We start from the raw sequence: 18,956 nt of genomic DNA on the forward strand, positions 1-18,956 counted from the left end.
TACCTCCGCAGCGTCGCCAGCCTGCCGGCTTTTCCACCGCAAGTGCCGACAAACAATGTCATTTAAGTGACACATGACAATGTTGGTGTGCACAAACCGTGCGGGCGACTCGGGCGCTTTGTCGAGTGATGAAACGGCCTCGGGCGGCCTTTCCGGAGTGACCAGATCTCGATGGAACTGACCCTCGCAGCCGCCTTTGCCTCCTCGGCCCTTCTTTTTTCCAACCTTGCCAGCATCCTGCTCGCGTCGTCGCGGCTGAAGCCCAGGCGGGTCATTCCTCCGCCTTCCAGCAAACAGCCGCCTGTCTCGATCGTCGTGCCGTCGCGCGGCGTGGAGCCGTTCACGCAGGAGACGCTCGACCGCGCCTTCTCGCTCGATTGGCCGCGCTACGAAATGATCTTCTGCGTCGCGCACGCCGAAGATCCCGTGGTCAAGCTGATCAACGCCGCCATCGCGCGATTTCCGAATGTTCCGGCGCGGCTCCTCGTCGGCGATGACAGGATCAGCGCCAATCCCAAGCTCAACAACTGCATCAAGGGCTGGCAGGCGGCGCGGCACGACTGGGTGATCCTCGCCGATTCCAACGTGCTGATGCCCAAGGACTATGTCCAGCATCTGATGGCGGCCTGGGGACCGGACACCGGCCTCGTCTGCTCGACGCCGATCGGCTCGCGGCCGGACGGTTTCTGGGCCGAAGTCGAATGCGTCTTCCTCAACACGCTGCAGGCGCGCTGGCAATATGCCGGCGAAGCGCTCGGCCTTGGCTTCGCCCAGGGCAAGAGCATGCTGTGGAACAAGCCGATGCTGGATGCAAATGGCGGCATCCAGGCGTTGGCCGCCGAAATCGCCGAGGACGCGGCGGCGACCAAGCTGGTCAACAGCCTTGGCCTTCGGGTCAATCTCGTGGCCGCGCCCTTCGAGCAGCCGCTCGGCCAGCGCACGCTCGCCGAAATCTGGTCGCGCCAGGCGCGCTGGGCGCGGCTGCGCCGCGTCACCTTCCCATTGTTCTTCGCGCCCGAAATCCTGACCGGTGTGGTCGCGCCGCTGCTTCTGGCGCTGATCGCGGCGGCAAGCGCCGGTGTCAGCCTGCCCGCGACCGCGCTCTGCGTGCTGGCGATGGCCTATGTGCCCGAATGCATGCTCGCCTGGTCCAAGGGCTGGTATCTGTCGCCGCGCAGCGTCACCGCGATGATCGTGCGCGACGTGATGCTTCCCGCCATCTGGGCGCGCGGCTGGCTTGGCGGAGCCGTCGAATGGCGTGGCAACGCAATGACCATCCGCAACAGCGGGATGACTCAACTCGAAGAGATTGCTTGAGCCGGCTGCGGCTCAAGCGCGCTGTTTGCAGCCGTGGCGGTTCATTCCTTCGCCGCCTTGAGCGCCTGTTCGATGTCGGCGAGCAGGTCGTCGGTATCCTCCAGCCCGACGGAGAGCCTGAGCGTGCCTGGTCCGATGCCGAGCTCGGCGCGCGCCTCGTCGCTGAGGTTTTTGTGCGTCGTCGTCGCCGGATGCGTGATCAGGCTCTTTGCGTCGCCGAGGTTGTTCGAGATCAGCACGATGTCGAGCGCGTTCTGCAAGGCGAAGGCCGCCTGCTTGCCGCCCTTGACGTCAAGGCAGATCAGCGTCGAGCCGCCCGACATCTGCTTCCTGACGATATCCGCCTGGGGATGGTCGGCCCGGCCCGGATAGATGACGCGGGCGATCTCCGGCCTGCTAGCCAGGAAGTCCGCGATCTTGCCGGCGCTTTCGGTCTGCTGGCGCACGCGCAGCGGCAGCGTCTCGAGGCCCTTCAGCAGCGTCCATGCGTTGAATGGCGACAGGCTCGGGCCGGTGTGCCGGAAATAGTCGTGCAAGTTCTCGTCGATCCACTTCTTGTCCGACAGGATGACGCCGCCGAGGCAGCGGCCTTGTCCGTCGATATGCTTGGTCGCCGAGTAGACCACGATATGGGCGCCGAGCTGCAGCGGCTTCTGCTGCAGCGGCGTGGCAAAGACGTTGTCGACGATCACGCGTGCGCCGATCGAATTGGCTAAAGCGGCGACAGCGGCGATATCGACCACTTCCAGCGTCGGGTTGGTCGGGCTTTCCAGGAAGAACAGCTTGGTGTTCGGCCTGACCGCTTTTTCCCAATTGGCAATGTCGGTGCCGTCGATCAGCGTCGCCTCGATGCCATAGCGCGGCGCCAGCGTCTCGACCACCCAGCGGCACGAACCGAACAGGGCTCGCGCCGCAACGATGTGATCGCCGGCCTTGACGCTGCAGAGCAGGGCGGCGGACACGGCGGCCATGCCGGAAGCGGTGGCGCGTGCGTCTTCCGCGCCTTCCAGCGCGCACATGCGCTTCTCGAACATATCGACGGTCGGGTTGGCGTAGCGCGAATAGATGAAGCCGGGTTCCTCGCCCTTGAAGCGGGCTTCCGCTGCCTGGGCCGTCTCGTAGACATAGCCTTGGGTGAGATACATCGCCTCGGCGGTCTCGCCGAAGCCGGAACGCAGCGTCCCGCCATGCACGAGTGCCGTCTGAGGTTTCCAGTTACGCGTCTTGGTCATCGCCCTGCTTCCAAACACAAAAAAACCGGCCGCGACGTCGCAACCGGTCCATACGGCCTTGCGGCCCGACGGTCCTTTAGCGACTTGTTTAACGTGGCTGCAAGCCGACCGGCCAAATCACCACGGGATAACGACCCTTTAGACCCGCACCGCGCTTGCGTCAATTGCCGGCTTGATTAAGAGGTTTGTACCAGGCAGCTTCCGCAAAAGTGTCCCGCGGTTTTGCGACAGGAAACTGCGACGACAATGACTTCGCCCGGAGCCAGACATTGCGGCAGACAGGCATTCTTCCCGATCAGGACATCGCGGCGCTCTTCCAGTCGGGCGCGCTGAAGTCGCCGCGCGCGCTCGACACCAACCAGATCCAGCCGGCCAGCCTCGATCTCAGACTGGGCGACAAGGCCTTTCGCGTGCGCGCTTCCTTTCTGCCCGGTCCCGATCATCTGGTGGCCGACAAGCTGGACCGGCTGAAGCTGCATGAGATCAATCTCGCCGAGGGCGCGGTGCTGGAGACGGGCTGCGTCTACATCGTGCCGCTGCAGGAAAGCCTCGCGCTGTCAGCGGAAGTCTCGGCTTCGGCCAACCCGAAGAGCTCGACCGGACGACTCGACATTTTCACGCGTGTCATGACCGACCGTGGCCATGAGTTCGACAAGATCGCCGCCGGCTATCATGGCCCGCTCTATCTCGAGGTCAGCCCGCGCACCTTCCCGATCGTCGTGCGCGCCGGCTCGCGCCTGTCGCAGATCCGCTTCCGCACCGGCAACGCGGTGCTGTCGGAGAATGAGTTGCGTGACCTCCATCACGCCGAGATGCTGGTTGCGACCGAGCCGCCCAACATCTCCGGCGGCGGCATTGCGCTCTCTATCGATCTCGACGGCGACAAGGACGGCCTGGTCGGCTATCGCGGCAAGCACCACACCGGCCTCGTCGACGTCGACAAGCGCGCCGCTCAGGATGTGGTCGACTTCTGGGAACCGCTCTACAAGAGCGGGGCCGGCGAGCTCGTGCTCGACCCGGACGAGTTCTACATCCTGGTCTCTCGCGAAGCCGTGCACGTGCCGCCGCTCTATGCCGCCGAGATGACGCCTTTCGATCCGCTGGTCGGCGAGTTCCGCGTCCACTATGCCGGCTTTTTCGACCCGGGCTTCGGCCATTCCGCCGCCGGCGGCAGCGGCAGCCGCGCGGTGCTTGAAGTGCGCAGCCACGAGGTGCCGTTCATCCTCGACCACGGCCAGATCGTAGGCCGCCTCGTCTACGAGCATATGCTGAAGCGGCCGCAGGCGCTCTATGGCAGCGAGCTGGGTTCCAACTATCAGGCGCAGGGGCTGAAGCTCTCCAAGCATTTTCGCGCCGCGCGCTGATCGCCAGGCTGTGCTTGCCCGGCCTCGCGCGCCGTGCTTGGCTGCGTCTGAGCATGTAGCAACTGAACCCAAGGGGATGAAAATGCAGATATCCAGATGGATCCTGTCGGCTGCGGCCGCCGCCATGCTGGCGCTCGGCGTCGGTTCGGTAGACGCGGCCGAAAAGATCAAGATCGGCACCGAGGGCGCCTATCCGCCCTTCAACACCATCACGCCGGACGGCAAGGTGGAAGGCTTCGACATCGACATCGCCAATGCGCTCTGCGCGCAGATGAAGATCGAATGCGAGATCGTCACCCAGGATTGGGATGGCATCATTCCGGCCCTGCAGGCCAAGAAATTCGACGCCATCATCGCCTCGATGAGCATCACCGAGGAACGCAAGAAGCAGGTCGCCTTTACCCACAAATACTACACCACGCCGCTTGCGCTGGTCGCCCTGAAGGACGCCGATATCGCCTCGACCGAGCCGGCCTCGCTTGCCGGCAAGACGGTCGGTGCCCAGGCCTCGACCACCCAGGCCAACTACGCCCAGGACGTCTACGCCAAGGCCGGCGCCGAGGCGAAGCTCTACCCGACCCAGGAAGAGGCGGTCACCGATCTGCTCAACGGCCGGCTCGACGCCGTCATCTCGGACAAGTTCGTGCTGGTCGACTGGATGAAGAAGGCGAGCGACGGCTGCTGCAAGCTGGTGGGCGACGTCAAGGGCACCGAGACCGAGGCCGGCATCGCCGTGCGCCTGGAGGACGCCGCCCTGCGCGACCGCCTCAACGCGGCAATCGACGCCATTGTTGCCGACGGCACCTACAAGAAGATCCAATCGAAGTATTTCGATTTCGATATTTATTGAGGTTGAAGCTGCCAATCTCCCCCCTCGTGGGGGAGATCACGCTCTAACCTCACAGCGCCTTCACCGCCACCTTCACTGGCTTCTCGATCTCGAGCGGGTTGCGCAGCGGCAGGCCGAAATCCTTGGCCTCGATCTCGAACGTATCGCCTTCCTCGGTCCTGACGCCGTCTGCGAACGAGAGTGTGGCGGTGCCGAACATGTGCACATGCACGTCGCCCGGCTGGCGGAAGGCTGAATATTTGAAATGGTGATGCTCGAGATTGGCGATGGTGTGCGACATGTTCGCCTCGCCGGACAGGAACGGCTTTTCCCAAAGCACTTTGCCGTCGCGCCAGATTCGTGAAGAGCCCCTTATGTCGGCGGGCAGCTCGCCGATCAGGATTTCCGGTCCGAACGAGGCGTTGCGCAGCTTGGAATGGGCGAGGAACAGGTAGTTCACGCGCTCGGTCACATGGTCGGAAAACTCGTTGGACAGCGTGAAGCCGACGCGGAACGGCGCGCCGTCGTCGCCGATGACATAGATGCCGGCGATCTCCGGCTCCTCGCCGGCGTCTTGCGCGAAGGCCGGCGACATCAGCGCGGCACCGGGCGCCACCGCCATGGTGCCGTTGCCCTTGTAGAACCATTCCGGCTGCACGCCGATCTCGCCCTTGGCCGGCTTGCCGCCCTCCAGCCCCATGCGGAACATCTTCATGGAATCGGTGAGCTGCTCCTCGCCGTCGCTGAGCTTCTTGTGCATGGAATCGCGTGTCGCGGCGGAGCCGAGATGTGTAAGCCCGGTGCCGGTAAGGTGGAGATGCGCGGGGTCGGGATGGTTGATCGGCGACACCAGGCGTCCCTTCTTGTAGACGGCGTCGAGGTCGACCGTCTCGCCATAGCCCTTGCGCTCGATCAGCGCCTCGAGCCCGGTGCCGGTGCGGGCTGCCTCCATCGCCAGCGAATAGACGCTGCGCGCGCCGTTGATGATCCGGGTCTTGCCGCCGCTGCGGGCAACGACGCGGATCGTCTCGGCGTCATCGAGGATCTGGGAAATCAGCATGATGAACCCTCTCTCTTTTGCCTTGGCCCGGCTGCCGATTGGCAAGCCCTGACCGGCGCGGCCCGGAACCGATCCGCGCCACGGTTGAAACTCTTCGTCCGGATTGCACTCGCGAGCCTGGTCCTTCCAGGACTTCTTCGCGCCGACGGGTTGCCGGCAGCTTCGCGATCTAGAACCCGTATGCCTCCTTAGTCCTTGCCTCCGGCCTCTACGCCTTGTTCTTGTTGTAGACGTCGAAGATGACGGCACCGAGCAGCACCAGGCCTTTGACCACCTGCTGCCAGTCGACATTGACGCCCATGATCGACATGCCGTTGTTCATCACGCCCATGATGAAGCCGCCGACCACGGCGCCGATGACCTGTCCGACACCGCCCATCGCCGAGGCGCCCCCGATGAAGACCGCGGCGATCACGTCGAGCTCGCTGCCCAGACCGGCGGCCGGGACGGCCTGGCCGAGGCGAGCGGCGATGATCAGGCCGCCGAGCGCCGACAGCACGCCCATGTTGATGAAGACGAGCAGCGTCAGCCTTTCGGTGTTGATGCCCGACAGCTGCGCCGCCTTGGCGTTGCCGCCCATCGCATAGATGCGGCGGCCGATGGTCATGCGCTTGGTGACGAAGACGAACAGCGAGATCAGCACGCCCATCACCAGAAGCACCACCGGCAGGCCCCTGTAGCTGGCGAACTGGAAGACCAGGAACAGCGCCAGCGCGCTGCCGACCAGCGTCTTGACGACGAACAGCGGGAAGGGCTCGGCCTCATAGCCATGCCGTTCGCGCTTACGCCGTGTTCTGAAGCCGAAATAGGCATAGGCGAGCACCGCGACCAGACCGAGCACGATCGTCGTCATGTGCAGCGTAAGGCCGCTGCCGACGATGGTCTTGCCGGCGGCATTCACCGTCGGCGGAATGAGCGTCAGCGGGCCGATGACGTCGGGGATGAAGCCGGAGCTCAACGCCTTGAAGCTGTCGGGAAGCGGACCTACCGAGGAGCCGCCGCCAAGCAGTGCCTGGCAGATGCCGCGGAAGATCAGCATGCCCGCCAGCGTCACGATGAAGCTCGGTATTCGGTGATAGGCGATCCAATAGCCTTGCGCCGCGCCGATAAGCGCACCGACGATCAGGCAAACGATCGAGACCACCAGTGGATTGCTGAATATACCGAGCGGCCAGATGACCATCATCATTGCGGCAAGCGCGCCGATGAAGCCGGCGACCGATCCCACGCTGAGGTCGATATAGCCGGCGACGATCACCAGCAGCATGCCAAGCGCCATCACGATGATGAACGAGTTCTGCTGCACCAGGTTGCTGAGGTTGACCGGTTTGAACAGCGTGCCGGACGTCGTGTACTGGAAGAACAGCATGATGACGATCAGCGCGATGATCAGTCCGTATTCGCGCAGGTTCGTCGTCAGCGCCGAAACGGCGACACGCGGACCATGCTTGACGTCTTCGGCGACGCCGCTCTGCGGCGCGGGAGCGCTTTCTGTGCTCATGAGGCTTTTTTTCCTTCTCCCCGAACGATGGCGCGCATGATCTTTTCCTGGCTGGCGTCGCTTGCCGCCATTTCGCCGACGATACGCCCTTCGTTCATGACATAGATGCGGTCGGTGATGCCGAGCAATTCAGGCATTTCCGACGAGATGACGACGATTGCCTTTCCCTCTGCGGCGAGGCGGGCGATGATCGTGTAGATTTCGTACTTGGCGCCGACGTCAATGCCGCGCGTCGGTTCGTCGAGGATCAGCACTTCCGGGTCGGCGAACAGCCATTTCGACAGCACCACCTTCTGCTGGTTGCCGCCCGAAAGATTGCCGGTCAGCTGATAGACGCTGGATGCGCGGATGTTGGTCTTCTTGCGATAGTCGTTGGCGACGCTCATCTCGCGCATGTCGTCGATGACGCCGCGGCTGGAGACGCCTCCCAAATTGGCCAGCGTCACGTTGTGCTTGATGTGGTCGATGAGGTTGAGGCCAAAGGTCTTGCGGTCCTCGGTGACATAGGCGATCCGGTTCTCCACCGCCTTGCTCACCGTCGAAAGATCGAGAGGCTTACCCCTGAGCAGGACCTCGCCGCTGATATGCCGGCCATAGGAACGGCCGAACAGGCTCATCGCGAATTCGGTGCGGCCGGCGCCCATCAGCCCGGCAATGCCGACCACCTCGCCCTTGCGCACATTGAGGTTGACGTTCTTGATCACCTGCCGCTCGGCGTGGATCGGATGGTACACCGACCAGTTCTTCACTTCGAAAATAACCTCGCCGATCTGCGGCTCGCGCGGCGGGTAGCGGTCGTCGAGCGAGCGGCCGACCATCGAAGTGATGATCCGGTCCTCGCTGATGTCCTTCCTGGGCAGGGTCTCGATGGTGCGCCCGTCGCGGATCACCGTAACCTTGTCGGCGACGCGGTTCACCTCGTTGAGCTTGTGCGAGATCAGGATCGAGGTCATGCCCTGGCGCTTGAACTCGAGCAGAAGATCGAGCAGCGCCTGGCTGTCCTTTTCGCTGAGCGAGGCGGTCGGCTCGTCAAGGATCAGCAGCTTCACTTCCTTGCTGAGCGCCTTGGCGATCTCGACCAGTTGCTGCTTGCCGACGCCGATATTGGTGATCAGCGTCTTGGGATCTTCCTTCAAGCCGACTTTGTCGAGCAGGGCCTTGGTGCGCTTCTCGTTGGCGTTCCAGTCGATGACGCCGTAGCTGGCGTGCTCGTTGCCGAGGAAGATGTTTTCCGCGATCGACAGCATCGGCACCAGGGCAAGTTCCTGGTGGATGATGACGATGCCGATATGCTCGCTATCATGAATACCCTTGAAGTGGCATTCCTGGCCGCGAAAGACGATCTCGCCTTCATAGGTACCGGTCGGGTAGACGCCCGACAGCACCTTCATCAGGGTCGATTTGCCGGCGCCGTTCTCGCCGACGATGGCGTGGATCTCTCCTTCCTCGACGCTGAGGTTCACGTTCGACAGCGCCTTCACGCCGGGGAACGTCTTGGTGATGTCGCGCATCTCCAAAATCGTCGAGCTCATCAGGAATTCCGCTCCCTGGCGCAGGCCTTCCGTTTCCGGAAAACGTTATGCGCGAAATCAACATACTGCAGTCTGGCTCGCGCCGCGATGGCGCATGGCGCTGCAGAAGCCGGCAAAAACAATATCGGGGTCGCTTCTGAACGAAAAGGGGCCCTGCGTCGCGCAGGACCCCTCCCTTAAAGGCTGGATTACTTCAGCTCTTCGGCCTTGATGTAGCCGGAGTCGACGACCAGCGCCTTGTAGTTCGACTTGTCGACCTCGTGCGGCGTCAAGAGGATCGAGGGAACGACCTTGACGTCGTTGTTGTAGGTCTTGGTGTCGAGGCCGTCGGGCTTGCCGCCGGAGAGCACCTTGTCGACCAGCTGCACGGTGGCCTTGGCCAGCTCGCGGGTGTCCTTGAACACGGTCGAATACTGCTCGCCCGAAATGATCAGCTTGACCGAGGCGGTCTCGGCGTCCTGACCGGTCACGATCGGCCAGGGCTGAGCATCCGTGCCGTAGCCGACAGCGCGCAGCGAGGCGGTGATGCCGCGCGACAGGCCGTCATAGGGCGAAAGAACGCCATCGACGCGGCTGCCGTCCGAGTAGTTGGCCGAGAGCAGGTTGTCCATGCGGGCCTGGGCGGTGGCGGCGAGCCAGCGCAGCGTGCCGACCTTGTCCATGCCCATCTGGCCGGACTTGATCTTGATCGAGCCGTCGTCGATCAGCGGCTGCAGGACCGACATCGCGCCGTTGTAGAAGAAGAAGGCGTTGTTGTCGTCGGGCGAGCCGCCGAACAGCTCGACGTTCCACGGCTTGGTGTTCGGGAAGCGCTCCTTGAGGCCCTTGACCAGGGAATTCGCCTGGATCACGCCGACGCCGAAATTGTCGAAGGTGGTGTAGTAGTCGACATTCGGGGTCTTCTTGATCAGCCGGTCGTAGGCGATGGTGACGACGCCTGCGTCATTGGCCTTCTGCAGCGCATCGGCCATGGTGGTGCCGTCGATCGAAGCGATGATCAGCGCTTTCGGGCCTTTCGTGATCTCGTTTTCCAGCTGGCTGAGCTGGTTCGGGATGTCGTCCTGCGCGTATTGCAGGTCGACCGTGTAGCCGAGCGCTTCGAGCTGGGACTTGACGGCGTCGCCGTCGTTGATCCAGCGCTGCGAGGTCTTGGTCGGCATCAGCACGCCGACGAGGCCCTTGTCGGCGGCGTGCGCCGAATAGGTCGTGGCGGCAATGCCAAGGGCCGCGACGGCGGCCAGCGTCTTGATGATCTTCACATTTACTCTCCCTGGTTGATGGACGCGACACCTCGGGGCTTCGCGGGCCGCGCAGTCGAACAGGAGCGCAGTCGCGCCTCTGTCGGCTTTATCGATCTCCGGTATCCTCCCAATCGGCCCCGCGACGCAGTTTCAATCGATACGATTTGCTCGTTGCCGATCGCTGCGTCTCGGAACGCGCGAAGGGTGTGTCCCTTTGACATAACTGTCAAATGCGATCTTTGCTGGTTGCTATATCGAAACTGGTATGATTTAGCGTAGAGCAGAGAACTGCCGGAGAGGCTGGGAAATCATGGCGGCGCTGCGGGATCCTGATGCGATGTCAGGGAGTTACGAGAAGCTTCCGGGGGACGGCGAAACGCTCCTGCGCAGCGGCCTGAGCCTGCGCCATATGCGAATGATCGCCGCGCTCGACGATCACGGACGGGTGAGCGCCGCCGCCCAGGTGATGAATATTTCCCAGCCGGCGGCCTCGCGCATGATCGCCGAGATGGAGGCGGTGCTCGACGTGAAATTGTGCGAGCGGCTGCCGCGCGGCGTGACGCTGACCCCTTACGGTCAGGCGCTCGCCAGGCGCGCCCGCTCGATCCTGCTCGAAATGCGCGAAGCCGACCGCGAGATTTCGGAACTCAAGGCAGGCAAGGGCGGCTCGGTGTTTCTCGGCGCCGTGACTGCGCCGGCGATCGAACTGGCGGTGCCGGCGATTCGGGAGATCCGCCGCATCTATCCGCGCATCGAGATCACCATGCAGGTCGAGACCTCGAACGTGCTCGCTCGCGAGCTGATCGCCTCCCGCCACGACTTCATCATCGCCCGCATCCCCGATGACCTCAATCCGCGGCTGTTCGAATCGCGCGTCATCGGCATCGAGAAGGCCTGCCTGATCGTGCGCCGCGGCCATCCGCTTGCCGGCGGCGGGATGGTCGGCCTGGAGGAGACGGCTGCCTATGATTGGGTCTTCCAGTCCGGCGGCTCGCCCCTGCGCCAGGCGATGGAAAGCAATTTCTTGAACCGCAACATCCCGCTTCCCGACCGCATCCTCAACACCTCGTCGCTGCTCTTGACGCTGGTAATGGTAGCGCAATCTGACGCCATCGCCCCCGTTTCGGTGCAGGTGGCCAAGTTCATCCAGAGCGGCGATGGGCTGTCCGGAGCGATCGATGTCGTTCAGACCGAGTTCGACATCGAGGTCCGGCCCTACAGCCTGATCACGGTCAGGAACCGGGCGCTCTCGCCCGCCGCCAAGATGCTGCACGACTTCATCCTGCGCGAAGTGGGGTAATGGAACGAGAATGCTACCTGTGCGTTCAAACAGATCGGCAGTTCGCTGGAGCCCGTTTGGGTGAGGGAACCACCTGCCGATGCTGAACTATCGGGAGGTCTTTGATGGAACGTCGCTTGTTTCTGACTGGAATGCTTGGCGTTGCGGGGGCAGCGGCAATTGCAACCCTCGCTGGCCCCAGTAGGGCGGTTGCCGGAATTCCAAGCGGCAACGGAATTCTCGATGAACTCGATAAGCCCGATACCGCCGTCTTCGAGGATGGAGACGAACGTGCTGAAGTGGAGCAGGTTTACCATCGTCATTGGCATCACGGCCGTCGCCGCCGCAGACGGCGCCGCGTTTGGAGACGTGTTTGCCGCCGCTACTGGCGTCGTGGCCGCTGGCGTCGCCGCTGCTGGCGCGAACGTGTTTGGATTGGCTTTTGGCTTTAGGGGTCCATAGCGGTTCAGCTTTGGATAAGAGCCGCTCACCCGCAGTAAAGAACTGTTTTTACGGAATTCCGGACCGAGACGTGGTCCTGGATTGCTCAACCGGTCCAGAGCCGGCCGCCGCAAGGTGGCTGGCTTCTTTTTCGCCATAGATCGCGCGGCGATCCTCTTCTAGGGCCCAAGCCCCTCGCCTTTCGAGCGGCTCTTTCGTTTGCGCGCTTTCGCCGAACGAGGTGGCTCCCTTCGGAGTGCGGTCAAAAAGCACGTTGATTTTCCAGTCCCCCTGCTGTTGAGAGGATGCGGGCAGTTGGGCGATCTGGATGTTCGATGTTTTCAAAGCTGCCTGTTGTTAACCATCGCAATGTTAGCCTTGGTCTCGCCGGATGAGCGAGGTCACCAATATGCACGCCGATCTGCCGCGCGCGCGGGTTAAGCGGAGGCTGATAGCCAAGGCGCTAGCGTTCCTCGCCGCCGCCCTGCCAACGCTGCCCGCAGATGCCGAAACGGTGCAGGAAAATCCCGGCGGTCAGATCGTGATCTTCGCTTTGCACGTCGCCGAGCTGCGCGCCGCGAACGAGCCTGTGGAATTTGACGGTGCCTGCGACAGCGCCTGCACGCTCTATCTGTCTTTGCCCGCCGAGCAGCTTTGCATCACGCCGCGTGCATCCTTCGGCTTCCATCTGCCTTACGGCGTCGGCGCCCATGAGAACGCAATCGCCGCGCAGTACCTGATCTCGCAATATCCCGACTGGGTTCGCCTGTGGATCGAGGAACACGGCGGCCTGTCGCACACCATCGTGCGGATGGAAGCCGCCGAGGCCGCAAAGCATCTTCCCCTCTGCGGCGTGCTGGCATGACCGCTAACGGCAACGATCGCATTCGCCTTCGGCCGCTTGAGGACGCTCTGCCAGATCGCTGCGACCGCGCGGCACTGTAGCGAGGGATGGAGCGGGTAGCGGGAATCGAACCCGCGCGTTCAGCTTGGGAAGCTGACAGGCTACCATTACATCATACCCGCGCAACAGCCTCGTTACCATGATGGCCCCGCATCTAGCAATCGGCGATACATTGAAAGCCGAGAGCCATCCACCGGCGCTTTGACGCCGCGCCACAACATGGTAATGGCTCAGGGGTTAAGGGTGGGGACCCAGCTTGGAAATCAATGTTCGGAAGAGGAAGCGAGCCTCTCGCTCCGGAAAAGCCTTTGCTGTGGAAGATCTCGGATTCCTGCTGAGGCTTCCTGTTTTTGTATTCGTCTCTCTTTTCGTGCCTGAGAAGAGATGGCGCAGTGTCTGCCTTTGGCTGGAGCGGCTGAAACGGGCGCCTGAGTCTCGGCGCGACGTTGGTGACCAACCGGATCTTGCCGCCTTTGGCATAGCCGGCCGCGAGGACCGGCTCCGGGTCGACGCGATGCGCAGCGAACACAACATCCAGATCGTCCGCGAGTGGCTCGTCGGCTGGCGACCCGAGATCGAACTCCTCGGCGCCGAGCATCTCGATGCGGCGCGCGAACAGGGCCGTGGCGCCGTCCTGTGGATTGCGCATTTCGCCTTCAATGCGCTTGCGGCGAAGATGGTTTTCGCCAAAGCCGGCTTCGATGTCTTCCATGTCAGCAGGCCCGAGCACGGTTTCTCGAAATCGCGCTTCGGCATCCGGTTCCTCAACCCGATTAGAACCGGCGTCGAGCTCAGACATGCCGCGGGCCGTATCGTGATCGACCGCGCGAATCCCGCCGCCAGCATGAACGAGGCCAGGCGGTTGCTTCGCCAGGGCAAGTTTGCGTCCATCACCGCTGGCGCCTGGGAGGGTGAGTTGCTCGTGCGTGCGCGAATCGGCCAGTCGGTCATTGAATTTGCGGGCGGCGCGCCCCGGTTGGCCAGGATCGCCGGCGCTCCCCTGCTGCCGGTCTTCGTCGTTCGTGACGACAGCACAGGCAAGATACGGGTGACTGTGGAAAATCCGATCGATCTTGATCGCAGCCAGGACAAGGCCGAACTGATCCAGAGCGCCGCGCAAGACTTCGCCGATCGGCACCTGGCCTATCTGAAGGCCAGTCCCCACCAGTGGCGCGACTGGGGCAAGTTGAAGGCTCACCAAGGCACCTTGATCGAGACGGAAGCCGGATGCCTCTCTTCAGCATTCTGATCACCGACGACGGCAGCGAGCACCTTTCCGGGCTCGTTGCCGAAAACATCCACTCGCTCACGGCTGCTCATCCGGGCGAAGAGCACCGCCTGTTCCGGGAAGCGGCGTTGGCGGAGTTCATTTCGACGCATTTCGGAGCAGAGGTGCTTTCGGCTTTCAGGACGCTGCGACCTTATTCATACAAGGCGGACCTCGCCAAATATTGCCTTCTCCATGAGCAAGGCGGCCTTTATGCCGATCTCTCCTATTTCTTCCTGCGCGGAGTGCCGCGCGCCGATGGAAAATTGTCGATCTTTCGCGATTTCCTCAGCTCGACCCCTTGGGACACCAGCATCGGCGTTGTTGCCGCGCCGCCTCGCCACAAGGCGCTCGCCAAGGCGATCGAGCTTGTCTGCGCCAATGTGAAACGGGAATATTACGGGCCGACTGCGCTCTGCCCCACAGGCCCGACCTTGTTCGGCAAGGCCGTCGCGCTGACCTGCGAACCGGAAGACCTCATCGTCGGCGAAGCCCTCAGGTCGGTGCCGTCTGCCGCGCCTCTTCAGGCGTCCGCGGATTTCGGCCATTGCCTCAGCCATGATGGCGAGCCGGTCGCGATCAAGCGCAAGCGGGGCGGCAAGCCGATATCGCACCTCGGTATCGGCGGCGGCAACCGCTACAACAGGCTGTGGCGCTCCAGGGAAGTCTACCGCGACCGGCCGCTTTGGGCCCGCATCTTCCGATGGCGGATCTGACCGTGCGAGCCGCGTGTGCCGGCCGGATCGGGCTATCAGGGCTGCCAGCACGATGGCTTCGCGCGCGGCCTTCGGCTTGATGCCGGGTATCAGAGTGCGTATTTCTGAGGTCGCCCCCCGAATCGGGCAGCTCGAACCGGAGAACGGCCTTGTCCACACTGACACGCTTTCTCGGCGATACGCCACTCAGGGTGCTTGTGAAGCTGCTGGTGGTTTCCTTTCTCGTCGGCCTCGTCATGCACGCTTTCGGCTGGTCGCCGATGGACGTGCTCTACGGCATCCGCCAGTTCTTCATCGACCTGTGGAACCTCGGCTTCCATACTCTCGACCGCTTCCTGGGCTATATCCTGCTCGGCGCCGCGATCGTCGTGCCCGCCTTTATCCTGCTCAGGATTGCGAGCTACAGGAAGTAGCCTGGCGAGCGTCAGCATACGCGGCCGCGACCTCGAACAGAATGGCGTGGCGCGCGGCAAGCGCCGGCACGTCGCTCGAATAGCCGCCGCCGATGACGCCGCATAGCGGGATGCCGGCCTTGCGGAAATAGCTGATGACCAGCTCCTCGCGGCTGCGCAGGCCGTTGTCGGTCAATGTCAGCCGGCCAAGCCGGTCCTTGGCATGGACATCCACGCCGGCATTGTAGAACACGATGTCCCAGCGCCGCCTTGCGCAAAGCTCTGGAAGAATGGCGCCGAGCCGGTCGAGATAGGCAGCGTCGCCGGTGCCGTCCGGCAGCGCGATATCGACATCGGAGGCGATCTTGCGCGCCGGATAATTGCGTTCGCCATGCATGGAAAAGGTGAAGGCGCGCGGCTCATCCTTCAAAATGTCCGCCGTGCCGTCGCCCTGATGCACGTCGAGATCGACGACCAGGATGTTTTCGACGGCGCCCTCCGCAAGCAGGACCAGGGAAGCCACGGCCACGTCGTTGAAGGTGCAGAAGCCCGCGCCTTGGGCACGCCTGGCATGGTGGCTACCGCCGGCGGCGTTGCAGGCTATGCCGTGTTTCAGCGCCAGCCGCGCCGCCAGCACCGTGCCTGCCGTTGCTAGCTGCGCTCTCAATGACACGCGCTGGCTGACCGGGAAGCCGATCTCGCGCTCGATCTTTTCAGGTACCTCGCAAGCGAGCACCTCGTCGACATAGCCGGCCTCGTGCGCGAGCTTGAGCCACGCCGCCGGCGCCCGTTCCGGCATCGAAAGCGCTCCCGCTGCTGCCAGCCCGCGGCTGTGCAAAGCCTCCATCAGCAACGGATATTTGCTCATCGGAAAGCGGTGATTGACGGCAAAGCCGGCGTCGTAGTCGGGATGGTGGACGATCTGCAAAGGCATGATGGGGCGGCCTGCGCCAGAGCTGGAATTCGGTTGGCCGTCACCCGATGGCGATTGCGCGGCAGCGGCAAACTGGGGCACATCGGCCGTTCTAGCAAGCCGCAATGAGCAAGGCAGCAATCCTTGGACAAGGGTGCGACCCACATCAACGCCGGGACCTTCATCGTCACCAACCGGTCGGTGCTGGCGATCGCTGTGCCGATGACCCTTGCCTATCTGACGACGCCGCTGCTCGGCATCGTCGACACCGCGGTGATCGGGCAGTTCGGCGATGCGGCTCTTCTCGGCGGATTGGCGGCAGGCGCGCTGGTCTTCGACGTCGTCTTCACCACCTTCAACTTCCTGCGCTCCGGCACCACCGGCCTCGTCGCTCAGGCTTTCGGACGCGGCGATCCGCTGGAGGAGCAGGCGGTGCTCTGGCGGGCCGTGCTGATCGCGGTCGTCGCCGGCGTGGTGCTTGCAGCACTTGCGCCGCTGTTTGCGATAGGCGGCCAGTGGTTCATGGGCGCCGAGCCGCGTGTCAGCGCGGCGATGTCGGTCTATATCCGCATCAGGCTCATTGCCGCGCCCTTCTCGCTCATCAACTACGCCATTTTGGGCTACGTTCTGGGGCGTGGCGAGGGCGGGATAGGGCTGATGTTGCAGGCCGTGCTCAACGGCATCAACATCCTGCTCTGCTTCCTGCTCGGCCTCGAGCTCGGCTGGGGCGTGGCGGGCGTTGCCTGGGCGACCGTCACCGGCGAGTTCCTGGCCATGCTGCTCGGCCTTGCCATCGTGCTGAGGCGGTTCCGCAAGCTGGAGCGGCCGTCGCGCCGGCGCATCCTCGACCTGCCGGCTTATCGGCGCATGCTGTCGCTCAACCGCGATATCATGATCCGTTCCTTCTCGCTGCTTGCCGCCTTCGCGCTGTTCACCAGGCAGGGCGCGCAGTTTGGCACGGTGACGCTCGCCGCCAATGCCGTGCTGATGAACTTCTTCCTCGTCGCCGGCTATTTCCTGGACGGCTTTGCCACCGCAGCCGAGCAATTGGCAGGCCGCGCCATCGGCGCGCATGCGGCCGCTCCTTTCCGGCAAGCCGTCCGGCTGACGCTGATCTGGGGCGTTGGCCTGGCGGCGGTCGCCAGTCTTATTCTGCTGACGGCCGGCGCACAGCTGGTGGCGATGGTGACAACCGCTCCGGAGGTCCGCGCGGTCGCCGACATTTATCTGCCCTGGGCCGCCTTCACCGCGCTGAGCGGTGTGCTCGCCTTCCAGATGGACGGCGTCTTCATCGGCGCCACCTGGTCGCGCGACATGCGCAACATGATGCTCCTGTCCTTCCTGGCCTTCGCCGCGGCGCTGATCACGCTGGCGCCCGCCTTCGGCAACAACGGCCTATGGGCCGCGCTGCACGTCTTTTTGCTGGTGCGGGGTTTCAGCCTGCTTGCGGTGCTGAGGCTCAGGATGCGCACGGCGTTCAGCTGATCGGCTTTGAAGCCCAGCGCTCGCAAGCCGAGTCGCGCAAATCCTGGATCGAGCCAAGCCGCTCGCGCTCCACAAACCGCGCCATGCCGGCAACGATGCGGCCGGGCAGCGCCGGGCCGGCATAGATCATGCCGGTATAGAGCTGGACGAGATCGGCGCCGGCGCGGATCTTCTCCAGCGCGGTTTCCGCCGAGTCGACGCCGCCGACCCCGACGATCGTCGCTTGTGGGCCGAGCAGCTTGCGCATCCGGGCGAGTACCGCCGTCGAGCGCTCGAAAAGCGGCTTGCCTGACAGCCCGCCGGCTTCGCCGGCCAGACTCGCGCTGCGCAACCCGACCCGGGCAAGCGTCGTGTTGGAGACGACAACCCCGTCGATCTTTTTCTCGACGACTTCGGCGGCGATGTCTTCCAGTTCCGCTTCAACGAGGTCCGGCGCGATCTTGAGGAAGATGGGCGGCTGAACCGACGCAGCCGCGCGCGCCGCCACCACGCGCGACAGGAGTTCGCCCAGTTGCTCGCGCGCCTGCATGTTGCGCAGGCCCGGCGTGTTGGGCGAGGAGATGTTGACCGTCAGATAACTGGCATGAGCCGCGAAGCGGGCGACGCCGCGCTCATAGTCGGCAATGCGGTCGGCGCTGTCCTTGTTGGCGCCGATGTTGACGCCGACAATACCCGGCCGCCCTTTGCGCGCGGCAACCCGTCTTTCGGCGGCCGCATGCCCTTCATTGTTGAAGCCCAGCCGATTGATCACCGCTTCGTCGGCGGTCAGCCGGAAGATGCGCGGCCTCGGATTGCCGGGTTGCGGCAGCGGCGTGATGGTGCCGACCTCGGCGAAGCCGAAGCCGAGTTTGAGCAGCGCGTCCGGCACTTCGGCGTTCTTGTCATAGCCGGCCGCCATGCCGAGAGGGTTCGGAAAATCGAGCCCGCAGACGCTGACCTCGAGCCGCGCGTCGCGCGGGGGAGGCGAGGCGGCCGGCAGGCCGCAGCGCAAAGCCGCGATCGACAGGCCATGCGCCGTTTCCGGGTCGAACGAGAAAAGCAGCTTTTGGCCGATCCGGTCGAGCACGCTCATTCGTCCTCCAGCGGCGGGAATTCGTGGCCGTCGGCGCCGAGCGGCAACGGCTTCACCCAGAGCACGGCGTCGAGGGCGAGCGCGGCGTAGAGATGCGGGAACAGGGCGCCGCCGCGCGACACCTCGTATTTCAGCGCGTCGCCCAGCTTTGCCGCGTCGACAGCGATGAGAAGCAGGTCCGCCTGGCCGGCGAAATGCTTGGCCGCCGTCTCGCGCACTTGAGTTGCGGTGGAAAAGTGGATGAAGCCGTCGGCGATGTCGATCGGCGCCCCGGTGAAGCGGCCGTTCCGTTCCGCTTCGCTCCACATGGCTTCAGGCGCGATCTTGTAGATAAACTGAGACATTGGCGCGCTATAGTCCGAACGATACATGGGGGAAAGGGTGCTTGCGAACTCTTCCCCATTTCCGGCG

19 protein-coding genes, 1 tRNA gene and 1 riboswitch are annotated in these 18,956 nt (G+C 63.7%); of the genes, 10 read left to right on the forward strand and 10 right to left on the reverse strand.

All coding sequences use genetic code 11. From position 1 onward, the window contains the following. Window positions 1–171 precede the first annotated feature (171 nt). The gene (locus P9230_RS09155; RefSeq protein ID WP_278118551.1) at window positions 172–1,317 is read left to right on the forward strand and encodes a ceramide glucosyltransferase; all 1,146 of its coding nucleotides are present in this window, start codon (window positions 172–174) and stop codon (window positions 1,315–1,317) included. A gap of 41 nt (window positions 1,318–1,358) precedes the next feature. Here P9230_RS09155 and P9230_RS09160 read toward each other — a convergent pair whose 3' ends face one another. Further along, window positions 1,359–2,549, reverse strand: coding sequence for an O-succinylhomoserine sulfhydrylase (locus P9230_RS09160; protein ID WP_278118553.1), 1,191 nt, complete (start codon window positions 2,547–2,549; stop codon window positions 1,359–1,361). Window positions 2,550–2,605: 56 nt separating this feature from the next. Next, window positions 2,606–2,683: riboswitch (SAM riboswitch) on the reverse strand. Window positions 2,684–2,818: 135 nt separating this feature from the next. Between P9230_RS09160 and P9230_RS09165 the strand changes: the two genes are divergently transcribed. Together P9230_RS09165 and P9230_RS09170 are read left to right on the forward strand one after the other, a co-directional pair. Beyond that, window positions 2,819–3,913, forward strand: a complete 1,095-nt coding sequence (locus P9230_RS09165) for a 2'-deoxycytidine 5'-triphosphate deaminase (protein ID WP_278118555.1) — start codon at window positions 2,819–2,821, stop codon at window positions 3,911–3,913. A gap of 82 nt (window positions 3,914–3,995) precedes the next feature. Next, window positions 3,996–4,763: an ABC transporter substrate-binding protein gene (locus P9230_RS09170; protein WP_082953809.1), complete on the forward strand. Its 768-nt coding sequence runs from the start codon at window positions 3,996–3,998 to the stop codon at window positions 4,761–4,763. A 49-nt stretch (window positions 4,764–4,812) separates the two neighbouring features. Here the strand turns inward: P9230_RS09170 and araD1 are convergent, their stop codons facing one another. From araD1 to chvE, 4 genes are all read right to left on the reverse strand, one after another. Next, window positions 4,813–5,802 (reverse strand): AraD1 family protein, encoded by a 990-nt coding sequence (gene araD1 / locus P9230_RS09175; protein ID WP_066996775.1) that lies wholly within the window; start codon window positions 5,800–5,802, stop codon window positions 4,813–4,815. Between the two features lie 208 nt (window positions 5,803–6,010). Further along, window positions 6,011–7,303 (reverse strand): multiple monosaccharide ABC transporter permease, encoded by a 1,293-nt coding sequence (gene mmsB / locus P9230_RS09180; RefSeq protein WP_066996778.1) that lies wholly within the window; start codon window positions 7,301–7,303, stop codon window positions 6,011–6,013. Next, window positions 7,300–8,835, reverse strand: coding sequence for a multiple monosaccharide ABC transporter ATP-binding protein (mmsA, locus tag P9230_RS09185; protein WP_067322747.1), 1,536 nt, complete (start codon window positions 8,833–8,835; stop codon window positions 7,300–7,302). Before mmsA ends, mmsB begins: the two co-directional genes overlap by 4 nt. 188 nt (window positions 8,836–9,023) lie before the next feature. After that, window positions 9,024–10,094 carry a multiple monosaccharide ABC transporter substrate-binding protein gene (gene chvE, locus P9230_RS09190; RefSeq protein ID WP_066996783.1) on the reverse strand — a complete coding sequence of 357 codons (1,071 nt, stop codon included), beginning with the start codon at window positions 10,092–10,094 and terminating at the stop codon, window positions 9,024–9,026. 292 nt (window positions 10,095–10,386) lie between these two features. Here chvE and P9230_RS09195 point away from each other — a divergent pair, with 292 nt between their 5' ends. Both P9230_RS09195 and P9230_RS09200 read left to right on the forward strand, forming a co-directional pair. Next, window positions 10,387–11,376 carry a LysR substrate-binding domain-containing protein gene (locus tag P9230_RS09195; RefSeq protein WP_278118557.1) on the forward strand — a complete coding sequence of 330 codons (990 nt, stop codon included), beginning with the start codon at window positions 10,387–10,389 and terminating at the stop codon, window positions 11,374–11,376. A 222-nt stretch (window positions 11,377–11,598) separates the two neighbouring features. Next, window positions 11,599–11,817 (forward strand): hypothetical protein, encoded by a 219-nt coding sequence (locus P9230_RS09200; RefSeq protein ID WP_067322755.1) that lies wholly within the window; start codon window positions 11,599–11,601, stop codon window positions 11,815–11,817. Window positions 11,818–11,865: 48 nt separating this feature from the next. On the opposite strand, the gene P9230_RS09205 is transcribed toward P9230_RS09200, so the two are convergent. Next, window positions 11,866–12,141: a hypothetical protein gene (locus tag P9230_RS09205; RefSeq protein WP_066996791.1), complete on the reverse strand. Its 276-nt coding sequence runs from the start codon at window positions 12,139–12,141 to the stop codon at window positions 11,866–11,868. A gap of 46 nt (window positions 12,142–12,187) precedes the next feature. On the opposite strand from P9230_RS09205, the gene P9230_RS09210 reads away from it, so the two are divergent. Further along, entirely contained in the window at window positions 12,188–12,661 is a 474-nt protein-coding gene (locus P9230_RS09210) for a hypothetical protein (protein WP_278118561.1), read from the forward strand. A gap of 87 nt (window positions 12,662–12,748) precedes the next feature. On the opposite strand, the gene P9230_RS09215 is transcribed toward P9230_RS09210, so the two are convergent. Then, window positions 12,749–12,822, reverse strand: a tRNA-Gly gene (locus tag P9230_RS09215). Window positions 12,823–12,956: 134 nt separating this feature from the next. On the opposite strand from P9230_RS09215, the gene P9230_RS09220 reads away from it, so the two are divergent. From P9230_RS09220 to P9230_RS09230, 3 genes are all read left to right on the forward strand, one after another. Then, window positions 12,957–13,949: a hypothetical protein gene (locus tag P9230_RS09220; protein ID WP_278118562.1), complete on the forward strand. Its 993-nt coding sequence runs from the start codon at window positions 12,957–12,959 to the stop codon at window positions 13,947–13,949. Continuing rightward, window positions 13,928–14,683 carry a glycosyltransferase gene (locus tag P9230_RS09225; protein WP_278086298.1) on the forward strand — a complete coding sequence of 252 codons (756 nt, stop codon included), beginning with the start codon at window positions 13,928–13,930 and terminating at the stop codon, window positions 14,681–14,683. The genes P9230_RS09220 and P9230_RS09225 overlap by 22 nt, the downstream gene beginning before the upstream one ends. A gap of 149 nt (window positions 14,684–14,832) precedes the next feature. Continuing rightward, window positions 14,833–15,096 (forward strand): DUF6460 domain-containing protein, encoded by a 264-nt coding sequence (locus tag P9230_RS09230; protein WP_127324734.1) that lies wholly within the window; start codon window positions 14,833–14,835, stop codon window positions 15,094–15,096. On the opposite strand, the gene P9230_RS09235 is transcribed toward P9230_RS09230, so the two are convergent. After that, complete coding sequence (locus tag P9230_RS09235; RefSeq protein ID WP_278086299.1) at window positions 15,071–16,009, reverse strand: histone deacetylase; 939 nt, start codon at window positions 16,007–16,009, stop codon at window positions 15,071–15,073. The two genes, P9230_RS09230 and P9230_RS09235, sit on opposite strands and share 26 nt — an antisense overlap. 123 nt (window positions 16,010–16,132) lie before the next feature. Here P9230_RS09235 and P9230_RS09240 point away from each other — a divergent pair, with 123 nt between their 5' ends. Beyond that, window positions 16,133–17,473 carry an MATE family efflux transporter gene (locus P9230_RS09240; protein WP_278118565.1) on the forward strand — a complete coding sequence of 447 codons (1,341 nt, stop codon included), beginning with the start codon at window positions 16,133–16,135 and terminating at the stop codon, window positions 17,471–17,473. On the opposite strand, the gene P9230_RS09245 is transcribed toward P9230_RS09240, so the two are convergent. Together P9230_RS09245 and P9230_RS09250 are read right to left on the reverse strand one after the other, a co-directional pair. Then, the gene (locus P9230_RS09245; protein ID WP_278118567.1) at window positions 17,466–18,545 is read right to left on the reverse strand and encodes a quinone-dependent dihydroorotate dehydrogenase; all 1,080 of its coding nucleotides are present in this window, start codon (window positions 18,543–18,545) and stop codon (window positions 17,466–17,468) included. The genes P9230_RS09240 and P9230_RS09245 overlap by 8 nt on opposite strands. Beyond that, on the reverse strand, window positions 18,542–18,889 hold the full coding sequence (locus P9230_RS09250) for a DUF952 domain-containing protein (protein ID WP_127242854.1): 348 nt from the start codon (window positions 18,887–18,889) through the stop codon (window positions 18,542–18,544). The genes P9230_RS09245 and P9230_RS09250 overlap by 4 nt, the downstream gene beginning before the upstream one ends. Window positions 18,890–18,956 lie beyond the last annotated feature (67 nt).

It is taken from the genome of Mesorhizobium sp. WSM4887 (genome assembly GCF_029625865.1).
Lineage (GTDB): Bacteria > Pseudomonadota > Alphaproteobacteria > Rhizobiales > Rhizobiaceae > Mesorhizobium.